26 protein-coding genes and 1 riboswitch are annotated in these 26,219 nt (G+C 70.5%); of the genes, 18 read left to right on the forward strand and 8 right to left on the reverse strand.

All coding sequences use genetic code 11. The features are described 5' to 3' along the window. Window positions 1-16: 16 nt before the first annotated feature. Together ACWEFL_RS13910 and ACWEFL_RS13915 are read right to left on the reverse strand one after the other, a co-directional pair. Window positions 17-493: an SsgA family sporulation/cell division regulator gene (locus ACWEFL_RS13910; RefSeq protein WP_451711323.1), complete on the reverse strand. Its 477-nt coding sequence runs from the start codon at window positions 491-493 to the stop codon at window positions 17-19. Between the two features lie 111 nt (window positions 494-604). After that, a complete protein-coding gene (locus ACWEFL_RS13915) occupies window positions 605-1,207 on the reverse strand; it encodes a TetR/AcrR family transcriptional regulator (protein WP_451711325.1) in 603 nt (200 codons plus the stop codon). 129 nt (window positions 1,208-1,336) lie between these two features. On the opposite strand from ACWEFL_RS13915, the gene ACWEFL_RS13920 reads away from it, so the two are divergent. The 3 genes from ACWEFL_RS13920 (at window position 1,337) to ACWEFL_RS13930 (ending at window position 4,976) form a co-directional block, all read left to right on the forward strand. Beyond that, window positions 1,337-1,891: an SRPBCC family protein gene (locus ACWEFL_RS13920; protein ID WP_451711327.1), complete on the forward strand. Its 555-nt coding sequence runs from the start codon at window positions 1,337-1,339 to the stop codon at window positions 1,889-1,891. Between the two features lie 371 nt (window positions 1,892-2,262). Next, the gene (locus tag ACWEFL_RS13925) at window positions 2,263-3,828 is read left to right on the forward strand and encodes an RDD family protein (RefSeq protein WP_451711329.1); all 1,566 of its coding nucleotides are present in this window, start codon (window positions 2,263-2,265) and stop codon (window positions 3,826-3,828) included. Between the two features lie 308 nt (window positions 3,829-4,136). Further along, complete coding sequence (locus ACWEFL_RS13930; protein WP_451711331.1) at window positions 4,137-4,976, forward strand: RDD family protein; 840 nt, start codon at window positions 4,137-4,139, stop codon at window positions 4,974-4,976. 37 nt (window positions 4,977-5,013) lie between these two features. On the opposite strand, the gene ACWEFL_RS13935 is transcribed toward ACWEFL_RS13930, so the two are convergent. Beyond that, window positions 5,014-5,337 (reverse strand): hypothetical protein, encoded by a 324-nt coding sequence (locus tag ACWEFL_RS13935; RefSeq protein ID WP_451711333.1) that lies wholly within the window; start codon window positions 5,335-5,337, stop codon window positions 5,014-5,016. A 381-nt stretch (window positions 5,338-5,718) separates the two neighbouring features. On the opposite strand from ACWEFL_RS13935, the gene ACWEFL_RS13940 reads away from it, so the two are divergent. Both ACWEFL_RS13940 and ACWEFL_RS13945 read left to right on the forward strand, forming a co-directional pair. After that, window positions 5,719-8,136, forward strand: a complete 2,418-nt coding sequence (locus ACWEFL_RS13940) for an immune inhibitor A domain-containing protein (protein WP_451711334.1) — start codon at window positions 5,719-5,721, stop codon at window positions 8,134-8,136. 159 nt (window positions 8,137-8,295) lie between these two features. Next, the gene (locus tag ACWEFL_RS13945; RefSeq protein ID WP_451711336.1) at window positions 8,296-8,655 is read left to right on the forward strand and encodes a hypothetical protein; all 360 of its coding nucleotides are present in this window, start codon (window positions 8,296-8,298) and stop codon (window positions 8,653-8,655) included. Between the two features lie 173 nt (window positions 8,656-8,828). On the opposite strand, the gene ACWEFL_RS13950 is transcribed toward ACWEFL_RS13945, so the two are convergent. Together ACWEFL_RS13950 and ACWEFL_RS13955 are read right to left on the reverse strand one after the other, a co-directional pair. Next, the gene (locus tag ACWEFL_RS13950) at window positions 8,829-9,416 is read right to left on the reverse strand and encodes an isochorismatase family protein (RefSeq protein ID WP_451711338.1); all 588 of its coding nucleotides are present in this window, start codon (window positions 9,414-9,416) and stop codon (window positions 8,829-8,831) included. Between the two features lie 414 nt (window positions 9,417-9,830). Continuing rightward, on the reverse strand, window positions 9,831-11,159 hold the full coding sequence (locus ACWEFL_RS13955; RefSeq protein ID WP_451711340.1) for a nicotinate phosphoribosyltransferase: 1,329 nt from the start codon (window positions 11,157-11,159) through the stop codon (window positions 9,831-9,833). A gap of 146 nt (window positions 11,160-11,305) precedes the next feature. Here ACWEFL_RS13955 and clpS point away from each other — a divergent pair, with 146 nt between their 5' ends. The 10 genes from clpS (at window position 11,306) to ACWEFL_RS14005 (ending at window position 19,746) form a co-directional block, all read left to right on the forward strand. Continuing rightward, window positions 11,306-11,620 (forward strand): ATP-dependent Clp protease adapter ClpS, encoded by a 315-nt coding sequence (gene clpS, locus ACWEFL_RS13960; protein WP_451711342.1) that lies wholly within the window; start codon window positions 11,306-11,308, stop codon window positions 11,618-11,620. After that, the gene (locus tag ACWEFL_RS13965) at window positions 11,620-12,255 is read left to right on the forward strand and encodes a DUF2017 domain-containing protein (protein WP_451711345.1); all 636 of its coding nucleotides are present in this window, start codon (window positions 11,620-11,622) and stop codon (window positions 12,253-12,255) included. Before clpS ends, ACWEFL_RS13965 begins: the two co-directional genes overlap by 1 nt. A gap of 567 nt (window positions 12,256-12,822) precedes the next feature. Next, window positions 12,823-14,304: an amino acid permease gene (locus ACWEFL_RS13970; RefSeq protein WP_451711347.1), complete on the forward strand. Its 1,482-nt coding sequence runs from the start codon at window positions 12,823-12,825 to the stop codon at window positions 14,302-14,304. A gap of 109 nt (window positions 14,305-14,413) precedes the next feature. Then, window positions 14,414-14,836, forward strand: a complete 423-nt coding sequence (locus tag ACWEFL_RS13975) for a Mov34/MPN/PAD-1 family protein (protein WP_451711350.1) — start codon at window positions 14,414-14,416, stop codon at window positions 14,834-14,836. 15 nt (window positions 14,837-14,851) lie between these two features. Beyond that, window positions 14,852-14,983, forward strand: a riboswitch (cobalamin riboswitch). 40 nt (window positions 14,984-15,023) lie between these two features. Beyond that, the gene (locus ACWEFL_RS13980; RefSeq protein ID WP_451711353.1) at window positions 15,024-16,088 is read left to right on the forward strand and encodes an ABC transporter substrate-binding protein; all 1,065 of its coding nucleotides are present in this window, start codon (window positions 15,024-15,026) and stop codon (window positions 16,086-16,088) included. Between the two features lie 374 nt (window positions 16,089-16,462). Then, the gene (locus ACWEFL_RS13985) at window positions 16,463-17,440 is read left to right on the forward strand and encodes a FecCD family ABC transporter permease (RefSeq protein WP_451711626.1); all 978 of its coding nucleotides are present in this window, start codon (window positions 16,463-16,465) and stop codon (window positions 17,438-17,440) included. Continuing rightward, window positions 17,437-18,240 carry an ABC transporter ATP-binding protein gene (locus ACWEFL_RS13990; RefSeq protein WP_451711356.1) on the forward strand — a complete coding sequence of 268 codons (804 nt, stop codon included), beginning with the start codon at window positions 17,437-17,439 and terminating at the stop codon, window positions 18,238-18,240. Before ACWEFL_RS13985 ends, ACWEFL_RS13990 begins: the two co-directional genes overlap by 4 nt. A 66-nt stretch (window positions 18,241-18,306) precedes the next feature. Beyond that, entirely contained in the window at window positions 18,307-18,411 is a 105-nt protein-coding gene (locus tag ACWEFL_RS13995; protein WP_451711359.1) for a putative leader peptide, read from the forward strand. 95 nt (window positions 18,412-18,506) lie between these two features. Further along, the gene (locus ACWEFL_RS14000) at window positions 18,507-18,794 is read left to right on the forward strand and encodes a MoaD/ThiS family protein (RefSeq protein ID WP_451711361.1); all 288 of its coding nucleotides are present in this window, start codon (window positions 18,507-18,509) and stop codon (window positions 18,792-18,794) included. Between the two features lies 1 nt (window position 18,795). Further along, the gene (locus ACWEFL_RS14005; protein WP_451711364.1) at window positions 18,796-19,746 is read left to right on the forward strand and encodes a PLP-dependent cysteine synthase family protein; all 951 of its coding nucleotides are present in this window, start codon (window positions 18,796-18,798) and stop codon (window positions 19,744-19,746) included. Window positions 19,747-19,916: 170 nt separating this feature from the next. Here ACWEFL_RS14005 and ACWEFL_RS14010 read toward each other — a convergent pair whose 3' ends face one another. Next, a complete protein-coding gene (locus tag ACWEFL_RS14010; protein WP_451711367.1) occupies window positions 19,917-20,438 on the reverse strand; it encodes a type II toxin-antitoxin system PemK/MazF family toxin in 522 nt (173 codons plus the stop codon). Window positions 20,439-20,637: 199 nt separating this feature from the next. Between ACWEFL_RS14010 and ACWEFL_RS14015 the strand changes: the two genes are divergently transcribed. Continuing rightward, entirely contained in the window at window positions 20,638-21,390 is a 753-nt protein-coding gene (locus ACWEFL_RS14015) for an MBL fold metallo-hydrolase (RefSeq protein WP_451711370.1), read from the forward strand. 169 nt (window positions 21,391-21,559) lie between these two features. Here the strand turns inward: ACWEFL_RS14015 and ACWEFL_RS14020 are convergent, their stop codons facing one another. Both ACWEFL_RS14020 and ACWEFL_RS14025 read right to left on the reverse strand, forming a co-directional pair. Further along, window positions 21,560-22,828: a PTS transporter subunit EIIC gene (locus ACWEFL_RS14020; protein ID WP_451711372.1), complete on the reverse strand. Its 1,269-nt coding sequence runs from the start codon at window positions 22,826-22,828 to the stop codon at window positions 21,560-21,562. A 649-nt stretch (window positions 22,829-23,477) separates the two neighbouring features. Beyond that, entirely contained in the window at window positions 23,478-24,704 is a 1,227-nt protein-coding gene (locus tag ACWEFL_RS14025; protein ID WP_451711375.1) for a PTS transporter subunit EIIC, read from the reverse strand. Window positions 24,705-24,984: 280 nt separating this feature from the next. Here ACWEFL_RS14025 and ACWEFL_RS14030 point away from each other — a divergent pair, with 280 nt between their 5' ends. Then, window positions 24,985-25,260, forward strand: a complete 276-nt coding sequence (locus tag ACWEFL_RS14030; protein ID WP_451711629.1) for a glucose PTS transporter subunit EIIB — start codon at window positions 24,985-24,987, stop codon at window positions 25,258-25,260. Between the two features lie 102 nt (window positions 25,261-25,362). Then, complete coding sequence (gene rph / locus ACWEFL_RS14035) at window positions 25,363-26,103, forward strand: ribonuclease PH (RefSeq protein ID WP_451711377.1); 741 nt, start codon at window positions 25,363-25,365, stop codon at window positions 26,101-26,103. The last annotated feature ends 116 nt before the right edge of the window (window positions 26,104-26,219 follow it).

A 26,219-nucleotide genomic window follows, 5' to 3' on the forward strand; every position in this document is an offset into this window, starting at 1 on the left:
CGGACCGTACGGCCCGTCAGACATCGCCGTCCGGGCACTCGTCGGAGGGATGGTGCCCCCGCGCCCGGCGGCCGTCGGCGGGGTGGTGCGCCAGCAGCCCGGCGATCCCGTCGTCGATGTCGAGCGCGGCGGTCTCGGCTCCCGGCGGAATCACCCGCAGCGTCCGTTCCAGCCACGCCGACACCGGCGCGGACGGCGCTTCGAGCAGCGCGTCGCCGTCGGGCGAGCTGAGCGCCATCAGGAGCACGTTCTTGCCCCCGGCCTTCGTGGGCCAGATCCGCACATCACCGTGCCCGCACGGCCGGAACACCCCCTCCACCAGCAGCTCTCGGGCGAAAGTCCACTTGACGGGGTTCTCCGAGCCGATGTGGAAGATGACGTGCACCGCGTACGGGTCGTCCGTACGGTAGGTCAGCCGCGCGGGCACGGGGATGCTCAGCTCCGGCGACAGCACCAGCTTCATTTCCAGTTCGCGTTCCACCACGGAGTGCATGACAGCTCTTCTCTCCTTGTCCGTACGGGTCCGGGAGCGGGCCCTCACGAGGAGAGAGCGGGGTGCGGCGCGGTCATTACGCGACTTCGGCCGAGTTTTTTTCAGAGATCTTCAGAGATCTTCCGTGGGTAGCCGGCCCAGCAGCGCGGCGGCGCAGTCCTCGGCGAGATCCTCGGCGTGGAGAGGGAGGGGAGTGCCGGACCGGAGGTAGCGCCGGACCAGCGAGAGCGGCAGATCCACCAGCGCCACGACCACCTGTTCGGCCGACTGGGAGTCGTCGGCGCCCAGGGCCACGGCGAGGGAGGCGAGGGCGGAGCGCACGCGCTGATGGCCGCGGGCCGCGCGCTGGAGGTGCTCATCGGACCACTTGGCCCGCCCGAAGTCCTCGGCGCCGTAAAGGAGGAGAACGGCCTCCTGCGGATGGGCGCGGCTCCACGCGACGACGTGCCGGGCCGCCGCCAGCCCCGACCGCCGGGCGTTGGTGTCCGATTCGAGGATCTCGCAGTAACCGTCCTGGAAGCGCTCGACCGTACGCAGCCACGCCTCGGCCAGCAGCGCGGTCCGTCCCGCGAAGCGGTGGTACACCGAACCGCTCGGCGCCCCGACTTCGGCGGCGACCGCGGTCATGGAGACCCTGGCGGGGCCCGACGCCGCCGCGATTCCGACGGCGGCGTCGAGGAACTGATCGGCGCCGAAGCGGGGTGGTCTGGCCATGCGCTGGAGAGTACCCTCCCAGTATTAGAGATTTCTCTCTAGAATTTTTTCGCAGGGGAATCAGCGGTGGATCCTCCGGGGGAAACGTGCCTGGCGGGAGGATCCGGTGAGGATCGGGAGGATCCGGCCATGGGGGTCTACAACGTGCACGAGCGGCTGCTCGCGGCGGAGAAGCGTGAGGTGGGAGCCCTGATCGACAGCCTCTCGGGCGGCGACGACCGGCTGTGGCCCCACCGGGTCTGGCCGGCCATGAAGCTCGACCGCGCCCTCGGCGAAGGCGCGGCCGGCGGCCATGGCCCGGTCCGCTACACCGTCACCGCCCATGTCCCCGCCACCTGGGTGCGCTTCACCTTCAGCGGACCGCGCGGATTCCACGGATTCCACGAACTGACCGTCCTGAACGCCCCTGACGGCCACACCCTGCTCCGCCACACCCTCGCCATGAACGTCCGCGGACCGGCGCGCCTGACCTGGCCCCTGTTCTTCCGGCCGATGCACGACGCACTGGTGGAAGACGCCCTGGACCGCGCCGAGTCGGCGTGCACGGGCGCGGTCGCGCGCCCCGCGCGGTGGAGCCCGTATGTGCGGCTGCTGCGGAGCCTCGCGCGGAGCCGCGCACGGGGGCTGCCGGGCGGCCGGTCACGCGATCCGGCACGCGGCCGGTCGCGCGGTCCGTCGCGCTGAGAGGGTGAGGCGGGTGCCCTCCCGGCCCGCCCGCGTTCCTGACGTCGCGTCGGCCGGAACCGCGCGGTCTCACGCTCGGCGGCAGGGGGGGCGCTATCGGCCACGCAAGGGGAGGGGGCCGCGGCGGGCGACCGAAGGACGATCCGCCCGGCCGGGGCGCATCTCCTGGTGATGCCGTGGATCCGGGCGTCCGTCCCCGTGGTGACGGGGTGGCAGGGACCGGGTTTCCGCAGGTACGCGTTCCCCTCCCGATGGTGACGCGAACGTACCGGAAAGTGGTCGTTACAGCAGGACGGGCCCAGGGGGGTGTTGGGGTCTGGTAGATGTGGAGCCTTGAACAAAGGCTCGCGAGGAGATACGGGACCACGGTGATGAGCGCCCCAACCCCGCCCGGTGACGACGGCAGTCCCACCCCCGGCTACTACCCGGATCCGTCGATTCCCGGATACGTCCGGTACTGGAACGGCGCGGCCTGGGTGCCGGGTACGAGCCGTCCCGCCCCCAAGGAGGACGAAGGCGCGGCCATGACGCCCGGTCAGGCGTCGCCGTCCACCGCCCAGAGCCCGGCCCAGCGCCACACCCCGAGCCCGGCTCCCCCTCCCGCGCCGACGCCCGCGCGGACCCCCGCTCAGGCTCAGGCCCCGGCTCAGCTGGAGGAGACCGGTCCGGTCTTCCTCGACGAGGAGCCGTCCGATCAGCCGTCGCGGCCCGAGCCCGCCAGCGCGTGGCGGGCCGACACCGCACGGCAGACCGGGTTCGGCGGTGAGCGGGACAACCGGGTCGCCTGGGGCGGCGGCCAGGACTCCCGTACGCCCGGCACACCCGGCGCGGACCCGAGAGTCCCGCCACAGGGGCAGGGTGAGGGACAGTCACGTACTCAGGGACGGCCGCCGGAGCAAGGCCGGGCCCAGGAGCCCGCGACGGCGGCGGATCCGACCGGCGGGGCGCTGCCCGGCGTACGGTCGGGCGGACCGGACCGGGAGAGCGAGGCCGCCGCCTCGGCCCGGCAGGCGGCTCCGCAGACCCAGCAGCCTCAGCAGCCCGGTGCTGCCCAGCCGCCGCGGGACAGTACGGTCGCCATCCGCGCCCTGCGTGCCCGCGTCGCCGCGGAGCAGGCGGAAGAGGCCCTGAGCGTCCGCTCCATGACACCCGGCGCCGCACAGCCGCCCGCACCCGCACCCGCCCCAGCTCAGGCTTCCGCACCCGCACCCGCCCAGGCTCCCGCCCCCACGCCGTCGCCCGCGCCCCTGCCCGCGCGGCCCCAGGCGCCCGAGCCGTCGCAGGCGGCGCGTCCGGACCCCGTCACCCACGGGCCCGGCGGAGGGTCGGCCTCCTGGGCGCAGCAGGTGCACCGGCTCGCCCAGCCCGAGGGCGAGCAGGCCGTCGCGCCGTTCAAGCCCCCGGTCGACGACCCGTTCCTCCGGGCCGCCCAGGCACAGGCTGCGGCCCGTCCCGCTCCGCTCGGCAGGCGGTTCGCCGCCCGGCTCATCGACACGGCGGTGCTCGGAGCGCTCGTCGGGGCCATCGCCGTGCCCGTGGTCTCGCGGGCGATCGCCCATGTCGACGACAAGATCGAGGCCGCCAAGCAGTCCGGCGAGACGGTCACCGTCTGGCTCGTCGACGGCACCACCGGAGTGCATCTCGCCATCGTCGTCGGCGCGCTGCTGGTCCTCGGGGTGCTGTACGAGGCGCTCCCGACCGCCAAGTGGGGCCGTACGCTCGGCAAGAAACTGTGCGGGCTCAGGGTGGTGGACATCGAGTCGTACGACACCCCGTCGTTCGGAACCGCGCTGCGCCGCTGGCTGGTGTACTCCGTGCTCGGTGTGATCGCCGTCGGTGTGGTCAATGTGCTCTGGTGTCTGTTCGACCGGCCCTGGCGGCAGTGCTGGCACGACAAGGCCGCGCGTACGTTCGTCACCGGACGCCGCGTCAGCTGATTCGCGGGGCGGGGCCGGGCCGGGCTCCGGTCGGCCGTGCGTTTCGTCATCGGACGCCGTGTCAGCTGACCCTCTGTGACCTGGCACGGCGTCCGGTCGGCCGTCCCCCTGGAACCGTCTCCCCGGAACCGCCCCCCGACCGACTCCGGAACCGCCCCCGGCCCCCTTTCCCGGCAGCTCCCGCCCCGTGCCCGCCCCGCACCCGGACCCGTCCTCGGGGCACGTCGGCTGACCCCCCATCAGCAGGCGTTCCCCCGAACGGCGTGCGAGCTTTTGCGCCGGCCCGTGACGCGGGATGCACTGCCCTCATGAGCAACGACCAGCCACCGCCCTCGGGCTGGGGCGATCCCGAGTCCGGCCGGCCTCCCGAGAACGACCCCTTCAAGAAGCAGCCGCCCCCCGGCGGCGGACCGGGAAGCGGTCAGGAGGGCGGAGCCGACCAGCCGCCCCAGGGCCCCGGGCAGGGGCCCCCGCAGGGCCCTCCGCCGGGTTCCCCGTACGGCGGCGGCCAAGGCGGTCCCTACGGCGGACAGGGCGGTCCCTACGGCGGCCAGGGAGGCCAGGGCGGCCCTTACGGCGGCCAGGGAGGCCCCTACGGCAGCGGAGGAGGCGGGATGCCACCCCCGTACGACCCCAACGCGTTCGGCGGCGGCCCGTACGGCGGGTCCCCCGACCCGCTCGCCGGAATGCCGCCGCTCGCGGACTTCGGCAAGCGGTTCGCCGCCCGTGTGATCGACGGCCTGATCATCTTCGTGCCGCTGTTCCTGATCTCCCTGCTCGCGGGCGGCTGGGACGCCACCGCCAACAGCGGCGACATCGCGAACCAGGTGAACACCGGCCGCCAGTGGCTCTGGTCGCTGATCGCGCTGATCGCCTATGTCGGCTACGACACCATCATGGTGAAGAAGAGCGGTCAGACCGTCGGCAAGCGGCTGCTGAAGATCCGGATCGCGATGCTCAACGACGGCAGCACTCCCGGGACGAACGCGTCGCTGACCCGCGCGGCCGTGCTCTGGGTGCCGGCGCTGGTCTGCTGCTTCTGCCTCTGGTGGATCGTCATCGCCGTCACGATCCTGTTCGACAAGCCGTACAGGCAGGGCCTGCACGACAAGGCGGCCAAGACGGTGGTGGTCACGGTGGCCCAGTAGACAGGCGGGGCGGCCGCCGGATCCACCGGCGCGCGGGCTACCTGCGCAGCGAGGGCTCGGTGACCCTGGTCTCCGCTCCCGCTCCGGCGCGCGCCCTGGGGCCGGGCACCCGCCCGCCGAGCCCCTCGGCCGACGCGGAGGGCGCGGCGGCGGCACCCTGCCGGGTCGTGGCGCGGGCCGCCCGCACGGCCCGGCTCATCGGCAGCGACGCCGCCACCAGAAGCCCGAGAGCCATCGAGGCGACGCCGATGGCGGCGACGCCGAGACCATGGGTGGTGCGTGTGAACAGCAGCAGGGCGAGCGCCGAGAAGACGACGGTGGCCGAACCGGAGGCGAGCTGTGCGGCAGTCGGACGCGGCATGACGGTATCCGTCCTCGGGACAGGCTGTGGCATGGATCGGGGGATGTCGCTCAACGCGGTCGCACTGTCAAGTGACTCTACGGTGCTGGATGCCCGGCCGGTACCGGCGCTATGCGTGACCTTCTGCACGCCGCCGGTGCATGGGGGGCGCACGGATTCATGCGTCCCGACAGGTGACCCGTCCGTGCGCCGTCGTTGTTCCGCGCATTGTCCGGATATCGGGGTTCGACTACTGCATAGTGCAGTTGGTGTGTTCAAGTCAAGGGCTGTCTTTTCCGGTGGGACTGCGGTCGAATGCCGTCACTTGAGACGCGACCCCCTGCCCGGACAACCCCACATCTACGTCCGCGGCGCAGGGGCGCAGGGGAGGATTCACATCAAGTGACCATCAAGAGACGGACGATCAGAGCGTCCGCCGTGATCGTGGCGTTGGCCGCGACCACGGCGACGGCATCGGCGTTCAGCACCGCTCAGGCCGGGGGACAGGGGTCTCCGGCACCGGCGGGCATCGAGCGCCAGGATCCGGCACCGCAGAAGGGCCACGTCGAGCACGATCTCGAAGGGCCCTTCAGCAGACAGCAGGAACAGCAGCGTGAAGCGGCGCTGGAGCAGGTGATAGCGGGAGAGGCGACCGTGCAGCAGCGCGGTGCTTCCAAGGTCGTCAAGCTCGGCGACAGGAAGTACGTCGAACTGGGGCGCGAGAAGACCGACAAGATCTTCACGATCCTGGTGGAGTTCGGCGACAAGGTCGACGACACCACCCTGTACGACCCGGACGGGCCGGACGGCCCCGAGCCGCCGGTCAAGAAGTACGGCGGCACGCCGGGCCCCCGCCACAACCAGATCGCCCAGCCCGACCGGAAGGTCGACAACTCCACGGCCTGGCAGGCGGATTACAACCGCCAGCACTTCCAGGACCTCTACTTCGGCACAGGAAAGGACAAGAACGGGAAGCCGAAGGAGTCGCTGAAGACCTACTACGAGAAGACGTCGTCCGGCCGGTACTCGGTCGAGGGCGGGGTCTCCGACTGGGTCAAGGTCGAGTACAACGAGGCCCGTTACGGCTCCAACTACTGCGGCGACTCCAATTGCGCCAACGTCTGGGACACGGTCCGCGACGGTGTCACCGCCTGGGTCGCCGACCAGAAGGCCCAGGGCCGTACGGACGCGCAGATCAAGGCGGACCTCGCGCAGTACGACCAGTGGGACCGCTACGACTTCGACAACGACGGCAACTTCAACGAAGCCGACGGCTACATCGACCACTTCCAGATCGTCCACGCCGGCGAGGACGAGTCGGCGGGCGGCGGCGCGCAGGGCGGTGACGCCCTGTGGGCCCACCGCTGGTACGCGTACGGCACGGACGCGGGCCGCACCGGCCCGGCGAACAACAAGGCCGGCGGCACCCAGATCGGCGACAGCGGCATCTGGGTCGGCGACTACACCGTGCAGCCCGAGAACGGCGGCCTCGGCGTCTTCGCCCATGAGTACGGTCACGACCTCGGTCTGCCCGACCACTACGACACCTCGGGCCGGGGCGAGAACTCGACCGGCTTCTGGACCCTGATGTCGTCGGGCTCCTGGCTCGGCGCCGGCAAGGACTCCATCGGCGACCTGCCGGGCGACATGACCGCCTGGGACAAGCTCCAGCTCGGCTGGCTCAACTACACCAAGGGCAAGGCGGCGACGGAGTCCACCCATACGCTGGGTGTGGCCGAGTACAACACCAAGCGCCCCCAGGCCCTCGTGGTGGAGCTGCCGAAGAAGCCGGTCACCACGACCGTCGTCAAGCCCGCCGAGGGCTCCCGGCAGTGGTGGAGCGACATGGGTGACGACCTCAAGAACACCCTCGCCCGCCCGGTCGACCTCACCGGCAAGTCCTCTGCGTCCCTGGAGCTTTCGGGCTGGTGGGACATCGAGTCCGGCTACGACTACCTCTACGCCGAGGTGTCCACGGACGGCGGCGCGAACTGGACGCCGGTCGACGGCACGGCGGACGGCAAGGCGATCCCGCGCGACGCGGGCGACAAGCCGGCGCTGACCGGCGCGTCGGAGACGTACCGAAAGCTCGTCTACCCGCTGAACGCCTACGCGGGCAAGAAGATCGACGTCCGCTTCCGCTACCAGACCGACGGCGGCGCGGGCGGCAAGGGCTTCGCGGCGGACGGCATCTCGGTCACGGCGGACGGCACCGCGCTGTTCACCGACGGCGCCGAGGGCGGCGACGCGGGCTGGACCTCGAAGGGCTTCTCGCGCATCGGCGAGTCCTTCACCAAGGAGTACGAGCAGTACTACATCGCCGAGAACCGCCAGTACGTCAGCTACGACAGGACGCTGAGGACCGGACCGTACAACTTCGGCTTCAAGTCGCCGAAGGACGGCTGGGTCGAGCACTACCCGTACCAGAACGGGCTGCTGGTCTGGCTCTGGGACACCTCCCAGAAGGACAACAACACCAGCGCCCATCCGGGCCAGGGACTCGTCCTTCCGGTCGACGCCAACCCGAAGCCCCTGAAGTGGGCCGACGGCACGCTGATGCGGAGCCGGATCCAGTCGTACGACTCCACCTTCAGCCGGTGGCCGACCGACGGTCTGCGGCTGCACAAGGCGGACGCGCCGACCCGGATCGCACCCCGGCCGGGCAACCCGGTCTTCGACGACCGCAAGGGCGTCTACTGGTACGCCGAGAACCCGACGGCCGGTGTCAAGGTAACTGACACCAACACCAAGATCTCCATAGTGAACGAGCCGCTGAATGGCGAAAAGATCACCGTGAAGGTTGGTCCGTCGACCAAGTAATCGGTATTTCCGCAGGTCAGAACATGATCGGCCGTTGCCCTCTAGCGGGCGGCGGCCGATCGTGTTTAGGTGCGTGATGCGAGATGCTTATTGACGGACACCGAATGAAGCGTGCTCTGTGCACGTACCGAACGCCTACTCACGGGGGAGTGGTCCAGCATGCCCGGCGGAGGTTTCAGCAAGTTGCCGAACGGCAGCGTCGTCGTCGCCCTCAGTCTGCCCAGCCCGGCGAACGACGGCGGCACGGCCCGCTTTCTCGTCCACGCGGCCAATCGCGCGCGAGCCCTCACCCGGCTGCGGAACCTGGGCCTGCGGGCGGTCTATCTCCGGGGCAACGCGGAACCCCCGACCCCGGACGAGATCACGGCGGTGCTCCACCACCCGGACGGCCTCCTGTGGCGGGCCCAGCCGCAGACCGGCGCGGAACTGTGGCATCCGATCAGGGCGCTGCTGCGGGAGCGCTCGGCCTTCCGGGAGGGCGTACGGGAGGGTGTGCGGGAAGGCGTACGGGAGGGCTGAGCCCCCTGGGAGGCGTCACGGAAGCGGAAGCGGGAGCGGGCGCGGCCCGCGGCGGTCGGTGACGGTGGCCGCTGGAGCCGGGGGAGAGCGGCCCGGAGCCGGCCGTACGGAGCCGGCGTACGGGCCGGGCGGCCCGCGGGAGCGGGACCGGCCCGGCGGCGGACGCCGGAGCGTCACACCAGCGGTTTGCCGGACAGCTCCACGCCAGCCGCGCGCAGCTCCTCCAGCGCCCGGCCGGTCGTCTCCTTGGCGACTCCGGCCGTCAGATCCAGCAGCACCTGGGTGGTGAAGCCCTCGCGGGCCGCGTCCAGGGCCGTGGCCCGTACGCAGTGGTCCGTGGCGATGCCGACGACGTCGACCTCGGTGACCTGGTGGGCCCGGAGCCACTCGGTCAGGGTCATCCCGTTCTCGTCCGCGCCCTCGAAGCCGCTGTAGGCCGCCGCGTACGCGCCCTTGTCGAACACGGCGTCGATGGCGCCGGACGCCACGGCGGGCGCGAAGTTCGGATGGAAGCCGACGCCCTCCGTGCCGGCCACGCAGTGCCGCGGCCAGGAGCGCACATAGTCGGGGGTCTCCGAGAAGTGGTCGCCCGGCTCGATGTGGTGGTCACGGGTGGCGACGACGTGCTGGTACCCCGCGGGCGCGGTCTGCCCGATCAGGTCGGTGATGGCGGCGGCGACCTCGGCGCCTCCCGCCACCGCGAGGCTTCCCCCCTCGCAGAAGTCGTTCTGAACGTCGACGACGATCAAGGCGCGGTGCATGGCGGCTGTCCTTCGGGGATGTCGGGGTCGGGGATATGGGGGGATGCGGTGCGGTGGAGAGTGCCGGGACGCTGCGGTGGGCCATGGGGGTGGGCGGCGGTGCGGCTATCGCGGGAGCCTAGAGCCTCCGGTCGCCGCGCGGGAGAGGCGTGCGGGGTGCGGACGGGACCGCCCCCGTGGGGGAGCGCCTCTGCACGGGAGCGTCCCCGCGGATCCGCGTCCCACACCTGACGGGTCGGAATTCCCGCATTCGCCCCATTTCTTTCGAACGAAGACTCGGGAAATCGGTCCGAGTTCCGAAGACGCGCCTCCGGCGACCCCGCCGCGCGCCCCCGCGCGCCCCGTCGTCCCCGCGGCCCGCCGTCGTACCCACGCGGAAGACGGTTTTCGAGCCCCCCGCCGTGCCGTGCCGGCTCACAGGTACTCCGTCGGCAGTACCGGCTCCCCCCTCGAGAGCTGGGTCGCGGAGAGCGGCAGGCCGGCCCGTGCGGCGATGTGCCGGCTGCGGGCCGCGTCCAGCGGCTCGCGGGCCACGATCTCGCCGCCCTTGACCAGCTCCACCAGCAGCCGGTCGTCGGCCAGCGACGGCGGTACGGGACCGACGCCCACGACCTCCGCCTCCGCGACGCCCTCGGCGTCCCGCCTGCGGGCGGCCCACTTGCGTCCGCCGATGGAGGTCTTCGCGCCCAGCGACTTCTTCGCCACCGGCTCCAGCGGAGCCTGCGGGTCCGCCGAGCGGGCGCGGGCGACCAGCTTGTAGACCATCGAGCACGTGGGGTGACCGCTGCCCGTGACGAGCTGGGTGCCGACGCCGTACGCGTCGACCGGCGCCGCCGCCAGCGAGGCGATCGCGTACTCGTCCAGATCGGAGGTGACCGTGATCTTCGTGTCCCGCGCGCCCAGCTCGTCGAGCTGTTGCCGCACCCGGTGGGCGACCAGCAGCAGGTCACCGGAGTCGATGCGCACCGCGCCCAGCCCCGGACCCGCGAGTTCGACCGCCGTACGGACCGCCTCGGCCACGTCGTAGGTGTCGACCAGCAGCGTCGTGCCCCGCCCCAGGGAGTCCACCTGCGCCCGGAACGCGTCGCGCTCGCTGTCGTGCAGCAGGGTGAAGGCGTGGGCGCTGGTGCCCACCGTCGGAATCCCGTAGCGGAACCCCGCCGCCAGGTCCGAGGTGGAGTCGAAGCCGCCGACGTACGCCGCCCGTGACGCCGCGACCGCGGCCAGCTCGTGGGTGCGCCGCGCGCCCATCTCGATCAGCCGCCGTCCGCCCGCCGCCGCCGACATCCGGGAGGCCGCCGCCGCGATCGCCGAGTCGTGGTTGAGGATCGACAGGATCACGGTCTCCAGCAGCACGCACTCGGCGAAGGAGCCCTCGACCCGCAGCAGCGGGGAGCCGGGGAAGTAGACCTCGCCCTCCGGATAGCCCCAGATGTCGCCGCTGAAGCGGTACGAGGCGAGCCATTCGAGCGTCGGCTCGTCCGCGATGCGCATCTCGCGCAGAAAACCGAGAACGCCCGCCTCGAAGCGGAAGTTCGCCACCGCGTCCAGCACCCGCCCGGTGCCCGCCACGACCCCGTAGCGGCGTCCCTCGGGCAGCCTGCGGGTGAAGACCTCGAAGACGGAGCGCCGGTTCGCGGTGCCCGCCTTCAGCGCCGCCTGGACCATCGTGAACTCGTACTGGTCGGTGAAGAGCGCTGTCGAGGGAACATCCACCGGCAGCCCCAGGTCCGCAGTGCTCACGACACTCAACCTCGCGCTTTCGTATAGGTCGCCCAGGTCGCCCGGAAACCCCGAGCGATCCAGCCATGGCCAGGATGCTACCCCACATTTCGTCAGAGTGACGAAATGTGGTCCCGTTTGTGCGATACCCCTCCCGGAGTGGCAGCATGGACCGGGTGAGTGTTGCTCCCACAGAGATCGAACGCCCCGCGTCGGCGGAGGAGACGTTCGCCGTCCCCGAGCCGGACGTGCCGTGGGTGACGCTCGTCCACAACGACCCCGTCAATCTGATGAGCTACGTCACCTATGTCTTTCAGGCGTACTTCGGATACTCCAAGGACAAGGCGCGCAAACTGATGCTCGACGTCCACCACAAGGGACGCGCCGTCGTCTCCAGCGGCAGCCGCGAGGAGATGGAGCGCGATGTGCAGGCGATGCACGGGTACGGACTGTGGGCGACCCTCTCCCAGGACCGCGGCTGATGCCGGGACACTTCGAGGCCATCCCCGGCGGTGGCGCCGCCGTCGCGCTCGACGAGGTCGAGATCGCCATCCTGCGCTCGCTGGCCGTGCAGCTGCTGGAGCTGATCGGGCCGGGCGACGAGCCGGTCGAGGGCGAGGACCCGCTGGCCGCGCTCTTCGCCGAGGGCCCCAGCGAACCGCCCGCCGACCCCGCGCTCGCCCGGCTGTTCCCGGACGCCTACGCGGACCCGGAAGCGGATCATGGGGATCGCGAGGATCAGGAGGATAACGAGGAGCTCCAGGCGGCCTCCGCGGAGTTCCGCCGCTTCACCGAGAGGGATCTGCGCTCCGGCAAGCGCGAGAACGCGCTCGCCGTCGTCCGCGCCCTCGACTCCCTCGGCACGGTCGGGGAGGGCGAGGCCGTACTCGAACTGACCCCCGACGACAGTCGGTGCTGGCTCGGCGCGCTCAACGATCTGCGGCTGACCATCGGCACCCGGCTGGAGGTCACCGACGACGACGGCGGGGACGCCGAGGGCGCGGACGCCGGAGGTCTGTACCGGCTGCCGGATTCGGATCCGCGCAAGCCGATGGTGATGGCGTACCTCTGGCTCGGCGTGCTCCAGGAGACCCTGATCGACACCCTGATGCCCTGACCGTGCGGGCCGCTCGCGCGGTCGCCTGTGCGGGTCGCCTGTGCGGTCGTCCGGACCAGCACCCATGCGGTGACCGTGTGGTCGTCCGGTCGGCTCTCGGGTGTACCTGTTCGGTCGCCCGGACCGGCTCTCGTACGGTCGTGGACGTCTGCGCGATCGCCCGGACCGGCCCCACGCGGTGCCCCTCGTCGTCCGGGCCCGCCTCTGCGCGGACGTCGCCCCGACGTCCATGCCGGGGCAAACGTTCGCTCAGCGGACGCTCAAATCCGGATAACAATCACATCACCACCTCGGCGTGTTTTGTTCGCCGGAGGGGTTTTTGTCCGGTTTTCCCTGTGGTGTGCGCCACTTTCGCCACCGCCGATCTCCGGCGCAACCGTGATAAATCTGCACGGCCGCCAGGGGTGCCACCCATGCGCCTGGCGGTGCCGCCACCGGCGGACCGCCGGTGGCACTCCATCCGTATCCGGGGGGATCAGGACGTATTCGGGGGGATCGGGACCTGATCCGCAACCGCGCGTCTTCGGACGGCGGACGCGGATCGGCATGGAGAAAGGGCGCACCACCATGACCTCGGTGCAGGTCGACGACACCCCCGACAAGCACGACAAGCACGACAAGCACGGCGGGCACGGCCCCACGGATCCCGGCGGCCCCGCGGGCCCCGGCGGCTCCCCGGACGACCAGGGCTACCACCGCACACTCGGCGCCCGCCAGATCCAGATGATCGCGATCGGCGGAGCCATCGGCACCGGCCTCTTCCTCGGCGCGGGCAAGGGCATCTCCAAGGCCGGCCCCAGCCTCATTCTCGCCTACGCCATCGCGGGCCTGGTCATCTTCTTCATCATGCGGGCCCTGGGCGAACTGCTCATGTACCGCCCGGTGTCGGGCTCGTTCTCCGAGTACGCGCGCGAGTTCATCGGCCCCTTCGCGGGCTTCGTCACCGGCTGGACGTACTGGCTCTTCTGGGTCGTCACCGGAATGACCGAAGTCACCGCCGCGGCCGCCTATATGACGTACTGGTTCGACATCCCGCAGTGGGTCTCCGCACTCGTCTTCACCGTCGTCCTCTACGGCGCGAACCTGATCTCCGTGAAGCTGTTCGGCGAACTCGAATTCTGGTTCTCCATGGTGAAGGTCACCGCGATCGTCGGCATGATCCTCATCTGCGCCGGAATCCTCACCCTCGGATTCTCCGACGCCGGGGACACTGCGTCCGTCTCCCTCCTCTGGGCCGACGGCGGCTTCTTCCCCAAGGGCATCGGCGGCACCCTGATGACCCTGCAGATCGTGATGTTCGCCTTCCTCGCCGTCGAACTCGTCGGCGTCACGGCGGGGGAGTCCAAGGACCCGGAGAAGACGCTCCCCAGGGCCGTCAACACCGTCCCGTGGCGGATCGCGGTCTTCTACGTGGGCGCGCTGATCATGATCCTCTCGGTGGTCTCGTGGACCACCTTCCGGCCCGGCGTCTCCCCCTTCGTCGCCGCCTTCGACACCATGGGCCTCCAGGCCGGCGCGGGAATCGTCAACTTCGTCGTCCTCACCGCGGCCCTGTCGTCCTGCAACTCGGGCATGTACTCCACCGGACGGATGCTCCGCGACCTCGCCCTCAACAGCCAGGGCCCCGCCTTCTTCACCCGGCTCACCAAGCGCGGCACCCCTCTGATCGGCACCACCTTCTCCGCGGGCCTGATGCTGATCGGCGTCTGGATCAACTACCAGTGGCCCGGCGAAGCGTTCAACAAGATCGTGTCGTTCGCCACCATCTCCGGCATGTGGGCCTGGATCATGATCCTCGTCAGCCAGCTCCGCTACCGGGCCCGAGCCGAGCGCGGCGAACTCCCGCACTCCTCCTTCAAAGCCCCCGGCGCGCCCTGGACCAGCTGGTTCGCCCTTCTGTTCATCCTCATGGTCATCGTGCTGATGGGCATCGACGAGGACGCGCGGATCTCTCTGTACTGCGCTCCCGTCTGGGCGCTGATCATGGGCGTGGCGTATCTGACACTGAAGGCCAGGAACCCGCGCGGCGCGGCGTTCGCCAAGCCCTGACCCACCCCCCGTGCGGACCGGACCGCCGGCCCTTCCGGGACCGGCCGGTCCACCGGCCGTCCCGTACCGCCCCCCGGTACGGGACGGCCCGCTGATTATGCTGATCGGCATGCTGACCCTCACCCAGGCCCTGTTCGACCAGATCGTCGCGCACGCCCGCGCCGACCACCCCGACGAGGCATGCGGCGTCGTCGCCGGCCCCGAGGGCAGCGACCGCCCGGAGCGCTTCATCCCCATGCTCAACGCGGCCCGCTCGCCCACGTTCTACGAGTTCGACTCCGCGGACCTGCTGAAGCTCTACCGCGAGATGGACGACAACGACGAAGAGCCGGTGATCATCTACCACTCGCACACCGCGACCGAGGCATACCCCTCCCGTACGGACATCACCTACGCCAACGAGCCCGGCGCGCACTACGTCCTGGTCTCCACGGCGGACGCGGACGACGCCGGCCCGTTCCAGTTCCGCTCGTTCCGCATCCTCGAAGGCGAGGTCACCGAGGAAGAGGTCAAGGTCGTCCAGGCATACTGACCCGGACCGACCCAACTCCATACAGGGGCGGCAGGACCCAGGAAGCCGGTGTGAATCCGGCGCGGTCCCGCCACTGTGACCGAGCGTCCGACGCGCCCCCGCGTCCCCGCTCGCCAGCCAGGAACTGACCGGCCGCCCTTCTCCCACCACCCAGGGGACGTGGAAATCCCCGGAGGAGGCCATCCGCATGCCCAGCCCCATGCCCCGGCGCACGAACAGCCGCGTCTCCCGGCGGATATCCAGCCGTCCGTCCCCCCGCCGCCCGGCCCGCACCGCCGCTCTCACAGCCGCCGCGCTGCTGCTCCCGCTCACCGCCTGCGGTACGGGAGACGACCGTTCCGACGCGTCGTCCGCCGACAAGCCCGCCGCCAAAGCCTCGTCAGCCTCGTCGGGTTTCCCCTACACCGTCGACAACTGCGGCGTACGGACGACCTACGACGCGCCCCCCGAGCGCGCGGTCACCATGAACCAGCACGTCACCGAGATCATGCTGGAACTCGGACTGGAGAAGTCCCTCGTCGGCACCGCCTACCTCGACGACGAGGTCCTGCCGCGCTACCGGAAGGCGTACGCCTCGGTGCCGGTCGCGGCCAAGGAGTACCCCTCCAAGGAGAAGCTCCTCTCCCTCAACCCCGACTTCGTGTACGGCGGTTACGCCAGCGCCTTCGACGCCAAGGACGGCCGCACCCGCGACGAGCTGAAGAAGTCCGGCATCGACACCCGGCTCAACGTGGAGAACTGCGTCAAGGGCAGGACGACGCTGGACGACGTCTACCGCGAGGTCGAGGAGATCGGCCGCACCTTCGGCGTCGGCGACCGCGCCCGGAAGTGGATCGACGCCTCCCGCGCCTCGGTCGCCGGGACCGCGACCGGACTGAAGGACCGCACCCCCGTACCCGTCTTCGTCTACGACAGCGGCGACAAGACCGCGTTCACGGCGGGCGGCAAGGGCATAGGCAACGAGCTGATCGCCCGCGCGGGCGGCCGCAACGTCTTCGCCGACCTCGACAAGAACTTCGGGGACGCGACCTGGGAGGAGGTCGTGGCCCGCAAGCCGGAGGTCGTCCTCATCTACGACTACGGCGCCACCACCGTCGAACAGAAGAAGAAGCGCCTGCTCGACGACCCGGCGCTGGGGGACGTACCGGCGATCAGGAACGGCCGGTTCGCCGTGCTGCCGCTCTCCGACGCGGTCCTCGGCGTAAGAGCACCCGACGCCATCGCCAAGCTGGCCCCGCAGCTCGCGCGGTGAGGACCCCAGCCGCGAAGCCCGGACCGGACGGCCCCGGTCCGGGCCCGGTCGGGTCCGCCGCGTCCCCATCCGGTGCGGGCCCGTCCGGCCCCACCGCGTCCGGGTCCGGTCGGTCCAGGGCCGACGTCTCCGGCCCCACCGCACCCCGCCCCGGACCCGTCGGGTCCGCCCCGTCAGCCGCGCTCGCGCCCGCTTCCGAGCCCGGCCCGGCCGGCCCTGCCCCGTCGAGACCTGTGCCCGCCGCGCCCGTCCCGCACGCCTCCGAGCCCCCGCCCGCCCCGCCCGCCGCGCCGCGCCCCGGACCCGTCGGGTCCGCCCCGTCGAAGACCCCCGCCACCACGTCCCGGCTCCGGTACGGAACCGTCGCCACCGGCCTGCTGCTCGCCCTCGCCGCGGCGATCGTCGCGGGCCTCGCCCTCGGCTCCGTACACATCCCGCCCGGCGAGGTCCTCCAGGCCCTGCGCCCGGACGCCGCACCCAGCCCTACCCGCACGATCATCATGGAGGTGCGGCTGCCCCGCGTCCTGCTCGGGGCGATCGTCGGCGCGGGCCTGGCCGTCGTGGGCGCCGTCCTCCAGGCCCTCGTACGGAACCGGCTCGCCGACCCCTTCATCCTCGGGATCTCCTCCGGAGCCTCCACCGGGGCCGTCGTCGTCCTCACCCTCGGCATCGGCGCCACCACCGCCGTCGCCATGCCCGCCGGAGCCTTCGCCGGGGCGCTCGGCGCACTGACACTCGTCTACTGGCTCGCCCGGCGCGACGGCTCGATGACCGGGACCCGGCTGGTCCTGGCCGGAGTCACCGTCTCGTACATCCTCACCGCCCTCACCACCCTCGTCCTCATCGCCTCCGCCCGACCCGAGCACTTCCGCGAGGCCCTGTACTGGACCCTCGGCGGCCTCGGCAGCGCCCGCTGGGACAGCCTCTGGCTGCCCGCCGCGGTCCTCGGCCTCGGCCTGCCGCTGCTGCTCGCCCTCGCCCGACCGCTCGACCTGCTGCTGGTGGGGGAGGAAGACGCCACCGTGCTCGGCCTCGACGTCGCCCGCTTCCGCGCCGCCGTCTTCGTCCTCGCCTCCTTCGTCACCGCCGTCCTCGTGGCCGTGAGCGGCGCGGTCGGCTTCATCGGCCTGATGGTCCCGCACGCCGCCCGGCTGCTCGTCGGCGCCACCCACCGCGCCCTGCTCCCCGTCGCGGCACTCGGCGGAGCCCTCGCGCTCGTCGTCGCCGACCTCGCCGCCCGTACCGTCGCCGCACCCCAGGACATCCCGGTCGGCGTCCTCACCGCACTCATCGGCGGCCCGCTCTTCCTCTGGCTGATGCGCTCCCGGCCCGTGGAAGGAGCCGCACGGTGACCGCCCCCGAAGCCGCCGCGCGCCCCGGCGCGGCCCTGACCGTACGCGGACTGGGATACGACACCGACGGCCGTACGCTGCTCAGCGGCATCGACCTCGAAGCCCGGCCCGGCGAGACCGTCGGCCTGGTCGGCCCCAACGGCAGCGGCAAGACCACCCTCCTGCGCTGCGTCTACGGAACCCTGCGCCCCACGGCCGGACAGGCCCTCCTCGACGGCGACGACCTCACCGCCCTCGGCCCCAAGGAACGCGCGCGGCGGGTGGCGACCGTGCCGCAGGACGGCGCCGCGGAGTTCGAGCTGACCGTCCGCGAGATCGTCCTCATGGGCCGCGCCCCGCACAAACGGTTCTGGGAGGCCGACACCGCGGCCGACGCCGCACTGGCCGACGACGCGCTCGCCCGGCTCTCCATCACCGACCTCGCCGACCGCGCCTTCCCCTCCCTCTCCGGCGGCGAACGCCAGCGCGCCCTCGTCGCCCGCGCCCTCGTCCAGCGGCCCGCCCTCCTCGTACTCGACGAACCCACCAACCACCTCGACATCCGGTACCAGCTGGAGATCCTCGGCCTGATACGGACCCTGGGAACCACCAGCCTCCTCGCCCTGCACGACCTCAACCTCGCCGCGTACTACTGCGACAGGCTGCACGTCCTGCACGCCGGACGGCTCGTCGCCTCCGGCACGCCCGAGCAGGTCCTCACCCCCCGGCTCCTCGCCGACGTGTACCGCGTCGACGCCGACGTGGCCCCCCACCCCGTCACAGGGGCCCCCTCCATCACCTACCTCCCGCCCGCATGGTGAGCACCTCGAGTCCGCGATACGAGACCACATTCCGGATCCCGGAGCGGGAATCGATACGATGACCGCATGGTTCCTCCATACATGCGGGACAAGACGCCGGGCGGCACGACGCTGCTCGTGGCGCGGCTGCATGTGGACCTGTGCCGCCTCGCCAGCGCGCTCTGTACCTGAGCAGCCAGTACCCGAGCAGTCAGCTCAACCGATCCCCACCCCTCGCGCGGGGGACCGAGCCGCGCGCCCACCGCCATCCGACTGGAGTCCACGCCATGGCCATCGAGGTCCGCATCCCGACCATCCTCCGCACCTACACCGACGGCGCCAAGGCCGTCGAAGGCAGCGGGGACACGCTCGCCGCGCTCTTCGCCGACCTCGAAACCCGCCACAAGGGCATCCAGGAGCGGCTCATCGACAAGGGCAACGGCGACCAGCTCCGCCGCTTCGTCAACGTCTACCTCAACGACGAGGACGTGCGCTTCCTCGACGGCATCTCCACCGAGCTGAACGACGGCGACAGCGTCACCATCCTCCCGGCGGTCGCCGGCGGAATGTACTGAGATGCGTTACGACTCCCCGCTCGCCGCGGTCGGCAACACCCCGCTGGTCCGCCTCCCCAGGCTGTCGCCCTCGGACGACGTCCGCATCTGGGCCAAGCTGGAGGACCGCAACCCGACCGGCTCGATCAAGGACCGCCCGGCGCTCCATATGATCGAGCATGCGGAGAAGGACGGCCGCCTCACCCCCGGCAGCACGATCCTGGAGCCGACGTCCGGCAACACCGGCATCTCGCTGGCGATGGCGGCGAAGCTCAAGGGCTACCGCATCGTCTGCGTCATGCCGGAGAACACCAGCGAGGAGCGCCGCCAACTGCTCGCCATGTGGGGCGCGGAGATCATCTCCTCGCCCGCGGCGGGCGGCTCCAACACCGCGGTCCGCGTGGCGAAGGAACTCTCCGCCGAGCACCCGGACTGGGTGATGCTCTACCAGTACGGCAACCCCGCGAACGCGGGCGCGCACTACGCCACCACCGGCCCCGAGATCCTCGCCGACCTCCCCTCCATCACCCACTTCGTCGCCGGCCTCGGCACGACCGGCACACTCATGGGCGTCGGCCGCTACCTCCGCGAACACGTCCCCGGCGTCAGCATCGTCGCGGCCGAACCCCGCTACGACGACCTCGTCTACGGCCTCCGCAACCTCGACGAGGGCTTCGTCCCCGAGCTGTACGACGCCTCCGTCCTCACCACCCGCTTCTCCGTCGGCTCCGCCGACGCCGTCACCCGCACCCGCGAACTCCTCCAGCAGGAGGGCATCTTCGCGGGAGTCTCCACCGGCGCGGCCCTCCACGCCGCGATCGGCATCGGCAAGAAGGCCCTGAAGGCGGGCGAGCCCGCGGACATCGCCTTCGTCGTCGCGGACGGCGGCTGGAAGTACCTCTCGACCGGCGTCTACACCGCCCCGACGACGGAAGCCGCGATCGAAGCGCTCCAGGGCCAGCTCTGGGCGTAGCCCCACGCGCCCCGGCTCTTCCTGGCCCGCGCCCCCGTCCAGCCGCCCCGGCGGCCGCGACCGGCGCGGGCCTTCCTGTACGCCGCGCACTGCCGCCCGCGCCCCGGCACCCGCCCGGCGCTCACCCTCCGCCGCCCGCCCCGCGCGCACCCCGACCGACGGCGAACCGCTCACCCCGACAGGCGGCGGACCCGTGCCCACACCTTCCGGTCCACCGTCCCCACCCGGCGGCGGAACCCATCGATCCGGACCGTGCGCAGCTCATCCGACTCCAGAAAGCTCGTCCGGCCGAGCGCGTCGCCCACCGTGCCCGGCGGCAGCGGGATCACCCCCGGCCGGCCGTCGTGCCGCCTGCTGGTGATCTTGGCTACCCGGGCCGTGGCCCCATGGACCGAGAGGACCAGACAGGGACGGTCCTTCGAACCGGGGCCGTCCTCATAGGGAACGTCCGCCCACCAGATCTCCCCCGGCTCGGGGCTGGGCAGCTCACGCCGGCCCTCCGGGCGACCCGGCGGACGCGTACGCCCCCGCGGACCACGGACATCACGCCCATTTCGCGCATCACGCCCACCACGTGCACCGCGCGCACCACGGGTCCCGCCGGAGGAGCGCCGCCCCCGCCCGTCCACCACCGCCGCGACCAGTGCCAGCAGCACCACCGCGCACAACGCCCACCACCAAGACGCGTCCATACCGGCGACGCTACCGGCACCCCGTACGACCTGCGCGCCCCGCACACACCCACCCGCACGCCCTCCGATTCAGTGACAGTGCAGGTGAGTTCCCCCACAACCCCGCACTCCAGAGGAGCGGCCACCACTTTTGCGCTCTACCCTCGACGAACCGCACGATCCACCCCCAGCCCTCCCCTTCCACGGAGGTTCAAGCTCCATGAAGCTCACCGTCGTCGGCTGCTCGGGGTCGTTCCCATCCGCGGAATCGGCCTGTTCGAGCTACCTCGTAGAGGCCGACGGCTTCCGGCTGCTCCTCGACATGGGCAACGGCGCCCTCGGCGAACTGCAGCGCCATGTCGGTCTCTACGACCTCGACGCCATCTTCCTCAGCCACCTGCACGCCGATCACTGCATCGACATGTGCGGATACTTCGTCGCCCGCTACTACCGCCACGACGGCGGCCGGTGCCCCGCGCTGCCCGTCTACGGCCCCGAAGGCACCGAACAGCGGCTGACCGCCGCATACGACGACACCCCGACCACGTCCTCCATGAGCGAGGTGTTCGACTTCCACACCCTCAAGTCCGGCAGCTTCGACATCGGCCCGTTCAGCGTCCGTACGGAACGGGTCGCCCACCCCGTGGAGGCGTACGGCATCCGGTTGGAGCACGGCGGCAGAACGCTCACGTACTCCGGTGACACGGGTGTCTGCGAACCCCTGCACGAACTCGCCGAGGGAGCGGACCTGTTCCTGTGCGAGGCGTCCTTCACGCACGGCAAGGAGGACATTCCGGGCCTGCATCTCAACGGCCGGGAGGCCGGGGCCCAGGCGCGGCGCGCGGGGGTGGGGCGGCTGGTGCTGACGCATATCCCGCCGTGGACGGACGGGGGACGGAATCTGGCGGACGCCCGTGCCGTGTACGACGGTCCGGCGGAGATCGCCGCGGCGGGCGCGGTGTACGAGGTCTGACCGGGACCCGCACCGCCGGGCCGCGTACGCCCCCGGCCCCTTCGCTTCCCTGCTCTTTCCCTGCCCCTTCTCCGCGCAAGGTCCCTGCGCCGGAACGACCGACGCCCCCGGCACCGTACGGAACGGAACCGGGGGCGTCGGCCTGAGCGGCGGACAGCGGTCTGGGTGGTTACTTGGCTTCGGCCTTCTGGAGCTCGGCCAGCTCCTCGTCGGACTCGCGTCCCGGCGTCGGCAGGTTGAACTTGGTGATCGCGAAGCGGAAGACGGCGTAGTAGATCGCCGCGAATCCGAGCCCCACGAGCGCCAGCCCCCAGGGATTGCTGGCGATGCCCAGGTTGAGGAGGAAGTCGATCGCGCCGGCCGAGAAGCCGAAGCCGTCCCGCATGCCGAGTGCCCAGGTCAGCGCCATCGAGACACCGGTGAGCACCGCGTGGATCGCATACAGCACCGGCGCGATGAACATGAAGGTGAACTCGATGGGCTCGGTCACCCCGGTCACGAAGGACGTCAGCGCCAGCGAGAGCATCATGCCGCCGACGACCTTGCGGCGCTCGGGACGGGCGCAGTGCACGATCGCGAGACACGCGGCGGGCAGGGCGAACATCATGATCGGGAAGAAACCGGTCATGAACTGCCCGGCATCCGGGTCGCCCGCCAGGAAGCGTGCGATGTCGCCGCTCTTGCCCTCGTACTCACCGGCCTGGAGCCACGGGAACGAGTTCAGCAGATGGTGCATGCCCACCGGGATCAGCGCACGGTTGACCACACCGAAGATGCCCGCGCCCGCCGCACCGGAGCCGACCAGCCACTCACCGAAGTTGTGCAGACCGGTGCCGAGGACCGGCCAGATGAATCCGAAGACGATGGCGATGAGCAGACCGGCGAAGGCGGAGAGGATGGGGACGAGGCGACGGCCGCCGAAGAAGCCCAGCCAGTCCGGCAGCTTCGTACGGTAGAAGCGCTGGTACAAGAGGGCCACGACCAGACCCATCACCACACCGCCGAGCACCTTCGCGTCCACCGGTGCTTCGGCCATGACTATCTTGCCGTCGACGACTGTCGCGACCTCGGGCAGATTGCTGTCGGTGAAGGTGGACAGCACGCTCTTGAAGACCAGGTAACCGACGACCGCGGCGAGCGCGGTCGAGCCGTCCGACTTCTTCGCGAAACCGATCGCGATGCCGACGGCGAACAGCAGCGGCATATTGCCCAGCAGCGTGTCACCGCCCGCGTGCATGTATCCGGCGATCTTCTGCACGAAGGTCGGGAACGACTCCCGCCCCAGCATGTCGGTGGCGCCGAGCCTGACGAGGAGCGCGGCTGCGGGCAGCACCGCGACCGGCAGCATGAGGCTGCGGCCGATGCGCTGCATGACAGCCATCGCGCCCGCGCCCTTGTTCTTGGGAGCCGCGGAGGCGGCGTCGCTAGCCGTGGACATCAACATCCTCCAGGAGAGCAAGACGTCGCCGAGGGACGGAACAGGGAGAGGCGACGTCTCAAGGGGAACGCGGCGTTGCGACGCCGCGTGGTCTAAACCAGTCACTGGTGTAGACCTGTTGTAGCACGTGGGGGATAGATAAGGAACCTGCGAATTCAATGCTCTGTGACATCGATCGCTATTCGTGACACAAGGCTGCAGGGGTCACTGTCGCATACAGGGTTCCCAGGGCTTATGGATCATCGAGAAGTCGGTCGAGCAGGGTTGTACGCCTCTGAATCGTCGGTAATTCCAATGAATCCGACAGAAGGCGACAGGAGGTGACAGAGGTTATCCGGACCGATGAAACCCTGTGAAGTCCCATAGATGCCCATGAAGCCCGCATCGAGACCGATCTGGACCGATGAAGTCCGAAGAAGGCCGAAGGAGACCAATAAAGATCGACTGAGAACAGCGGAAACCGGATGAAAGCGACTGAAAGCCGACGGCGGCCATGAGGGGCCGCGACGGCGGCCCGCGAAGGACATCGCGAGCCGCCGAAGGAAACGCAGGAAGCACAGGAATCGCAGGAAGTGCAGGAAGTGCAGGAAGTGCGGGAAACGGAGGGAATGGAGGGAACGGGAGCCGTCGAGGCGGCCGCCCCGCGCCCCTATCCGACGTTGCCGCGCTCCAGTTCCTCCTCCACCTCGTCGGGCTCGCGCCCCGGTGTCGGGAGATTGAATTTCGTGATCGCGAACCGGAAGATCACGTAATAGACCACCGCGAAACCGAGCCCGATCGGAATGATCAGCCAGGGCTTCGTCGCCAGACTCCAGTTGATGACGTAGTCGATCAAGCCCGCCGAGAAACTGAAGCCGTCCTTGACGCCAAGCGCCCAGGTCACCGCCATTGACACACCCGTGAGCACCGCGTGGATCGCGTACAGCACCGGCGCGACGAAGAGGAACGAGTACTCGATCGGCTCGGTGATGCCGGTGACGAACGAGGTCAGGCCCACCGAGAGCATCAGACCGCCGATCTCCTTGCGGCGGTGCGGTTTCGCGGTGTGCGTGATGGCCAGCGCGGCGGCGGGCAGGGCGAACATCATGATCGGGAAGAAGCCGGTCGTGAACTGGCCCGCGTCCGGGTCGCCCGCCAGGAACATCGTGATGTCACCGTGCACCACCGTCCCGTCCGGCTTGGTGTAACTGCCGAGCTGGAACCAGATCGGCACATTGAGGAACTGGTGCAGTCCGATGACCAGCAGTGCCCGGTTGGTGACGCCGAAGATGCCCGAACCCCACGCCCCCAGGCTCACCAGCCAGTCGCTGAAGCTCTCCAGCGCGCTGCCGATCGGCGGCCAGACCCAGAGACAGAGAGCGGCGAAGGCGATCGCGACGAACGCCATGATGATCGGGACGAGCCGCCGCCCGTTGAAGAAGCCCAGCCAGTCCACCAGCCTGGTGCGGTGGTAGCGCTGCCAGAAGTACGCGGCCAGTAGACCCATCACGATGCCGCCGAAGACACCGGGGTTCTGATACGTGAACGGGGTGACCGTGCCGCTCACCCCCTGACAGCCGACGAGAACCGCCTGCCCCCCGACCTCGCAGTCCTTGGGGAACTGCCGCAGCACGTTGTAGTAGACGAGAAAGCCCGCCACCGCGGCCAGCGCCGTCGAACCGTCGGCCTTCTTCGCCATCCCGATCGCCACACCGATGCAGAACAGCAGCGGCAGACCGACATTGGCGTCGAGGAGTGCGCCACCCGCGCCCGCCATCACCTTGGCGACGTTGTCCCACCCGAGGCCGTCCGCGCCGAAGACGTCGGGCTGGCCGAGCCGGTTGAGAATGCCCGCGGCGGGCAAGACCGCGATGGGGAGCTGGAGACTGCGGCCCATCTTCTGGAGTCCCTGGAACAACTTGCTCCACAATGACGGTTGGGGTGGGGCGGCGCTCTCAGAGGCCATCGGCATCCTCCCGGTACTGGGCCTGGTTTGGCAGGTGCCGCAGACTGGTGTAGACCAGTTGCGGTACGGCTCCGGGGCTCGGCGGCAGCCAGGCCGCGGCACGGAGCACCGGTGATCGTCATCATTGGGTACAAGGCAGTTACTCGCCCGTGAAGATGGGCCAACCGTGCGTTACCGTGACAAATCGGACCGATGGTGGGCCGAGGCAGCGCTGAGCGCCCCAGCGGGCGCCCGTGAACATCAGGGAGAAGACATGGCCAGCAAGGCTGAGAAGATCGTCGCCGGTCTCGGTGGAATCGAGAACATCGAGGAGATCGAAGGCTGCATCACCCGCCTCCGCACCGAAGTCGTCAACCCCGACCTCGTCAACGAGGCCGCGCTCAAAGCCGCGGGCGCGCACGGCGTCGTCAAGATGGGCACCGCGATCCAGGTCGTCATCGGCACCGACGCCGACCCGATCGCCGCCGACATCGAGGACATGATGTAACCGGCGCCGCACACCGACCGCCCCAAGGGCCCTGCTCCCGCTGGAACAGGGCCCTCACGCACGGGCCGAACCGCCCCGGCGCGTGCCGATAGGCTCAGGGCCATGTCTCGAATCGACGGCCGCACCCCCGAACAGCTCCGCCCGGTCACCATCGAACGCGGATGGAGCAAGCACGCCGAGGGCTCCGTCCTCATCTCCTTCGGCGACACCAAGGTCTTCTGCACCGCCTCCGTCACCGAAGGCGTACCGCGCTGGCGCAAGGGCAGCGGCGAGGGCTGGGTCACCGCCGAGTACTCGATGCTCCCGCGCTCCACCAACACCCGCGGCGACCGCGAATCCGTACGCGGCAAGATCGGCGGCCGAACCCACGAGATCAGCCGCCTCATCGGACGCTCACTGCGCGCCGTCATCGACTACAAGGCCCTCGGCGAGAACACCATCGTCCTCGACTGCGATGTGCTCCAGGCCGACGGAGGCACCCGCACCGCCGCCATCACCGGCGCGTACGTCGCCCTCGCCGACGCCGTCGCCTGGGCCCAGAACAAGAAGCTCGTCCGAGCGGGCCGCCGCCCCCTCACCGGCACCGTCAGCGCCGTATCCGTCGGCATCGTCGACGGAACCCCGCTCCTCGACCTCCGCTACGAAGAGGACGTACGCGCCGACACCGACATGAACGTCGTCTGCACCGGCGACGGCCGCTTCGTCGAAGTCCAGGGCACCGCCGAGGCCGAGCCCTTCGACCGCAAGGAACTCAACGCACTCCTCGACCTCGCCGCCGGAGGCTGCGCGGACCTCGCCGCACTCCAGCGCGAAGCCCTGGGCCACACCGACACCGAGGCGTGAGCCCCGCCGGGCAGCACGCCCACCGGTCGAGCCCCCGCAGGGCCACCGCCCCCGGGCATGATCGACCCGCTGGGTGAAGAAGCAACCGAGAACGCCCCGAGGGGCGTCGTCATCAA

It is taken from the genome of Streptomyces sp. NPDC004838, assembly GCF_053600955.1.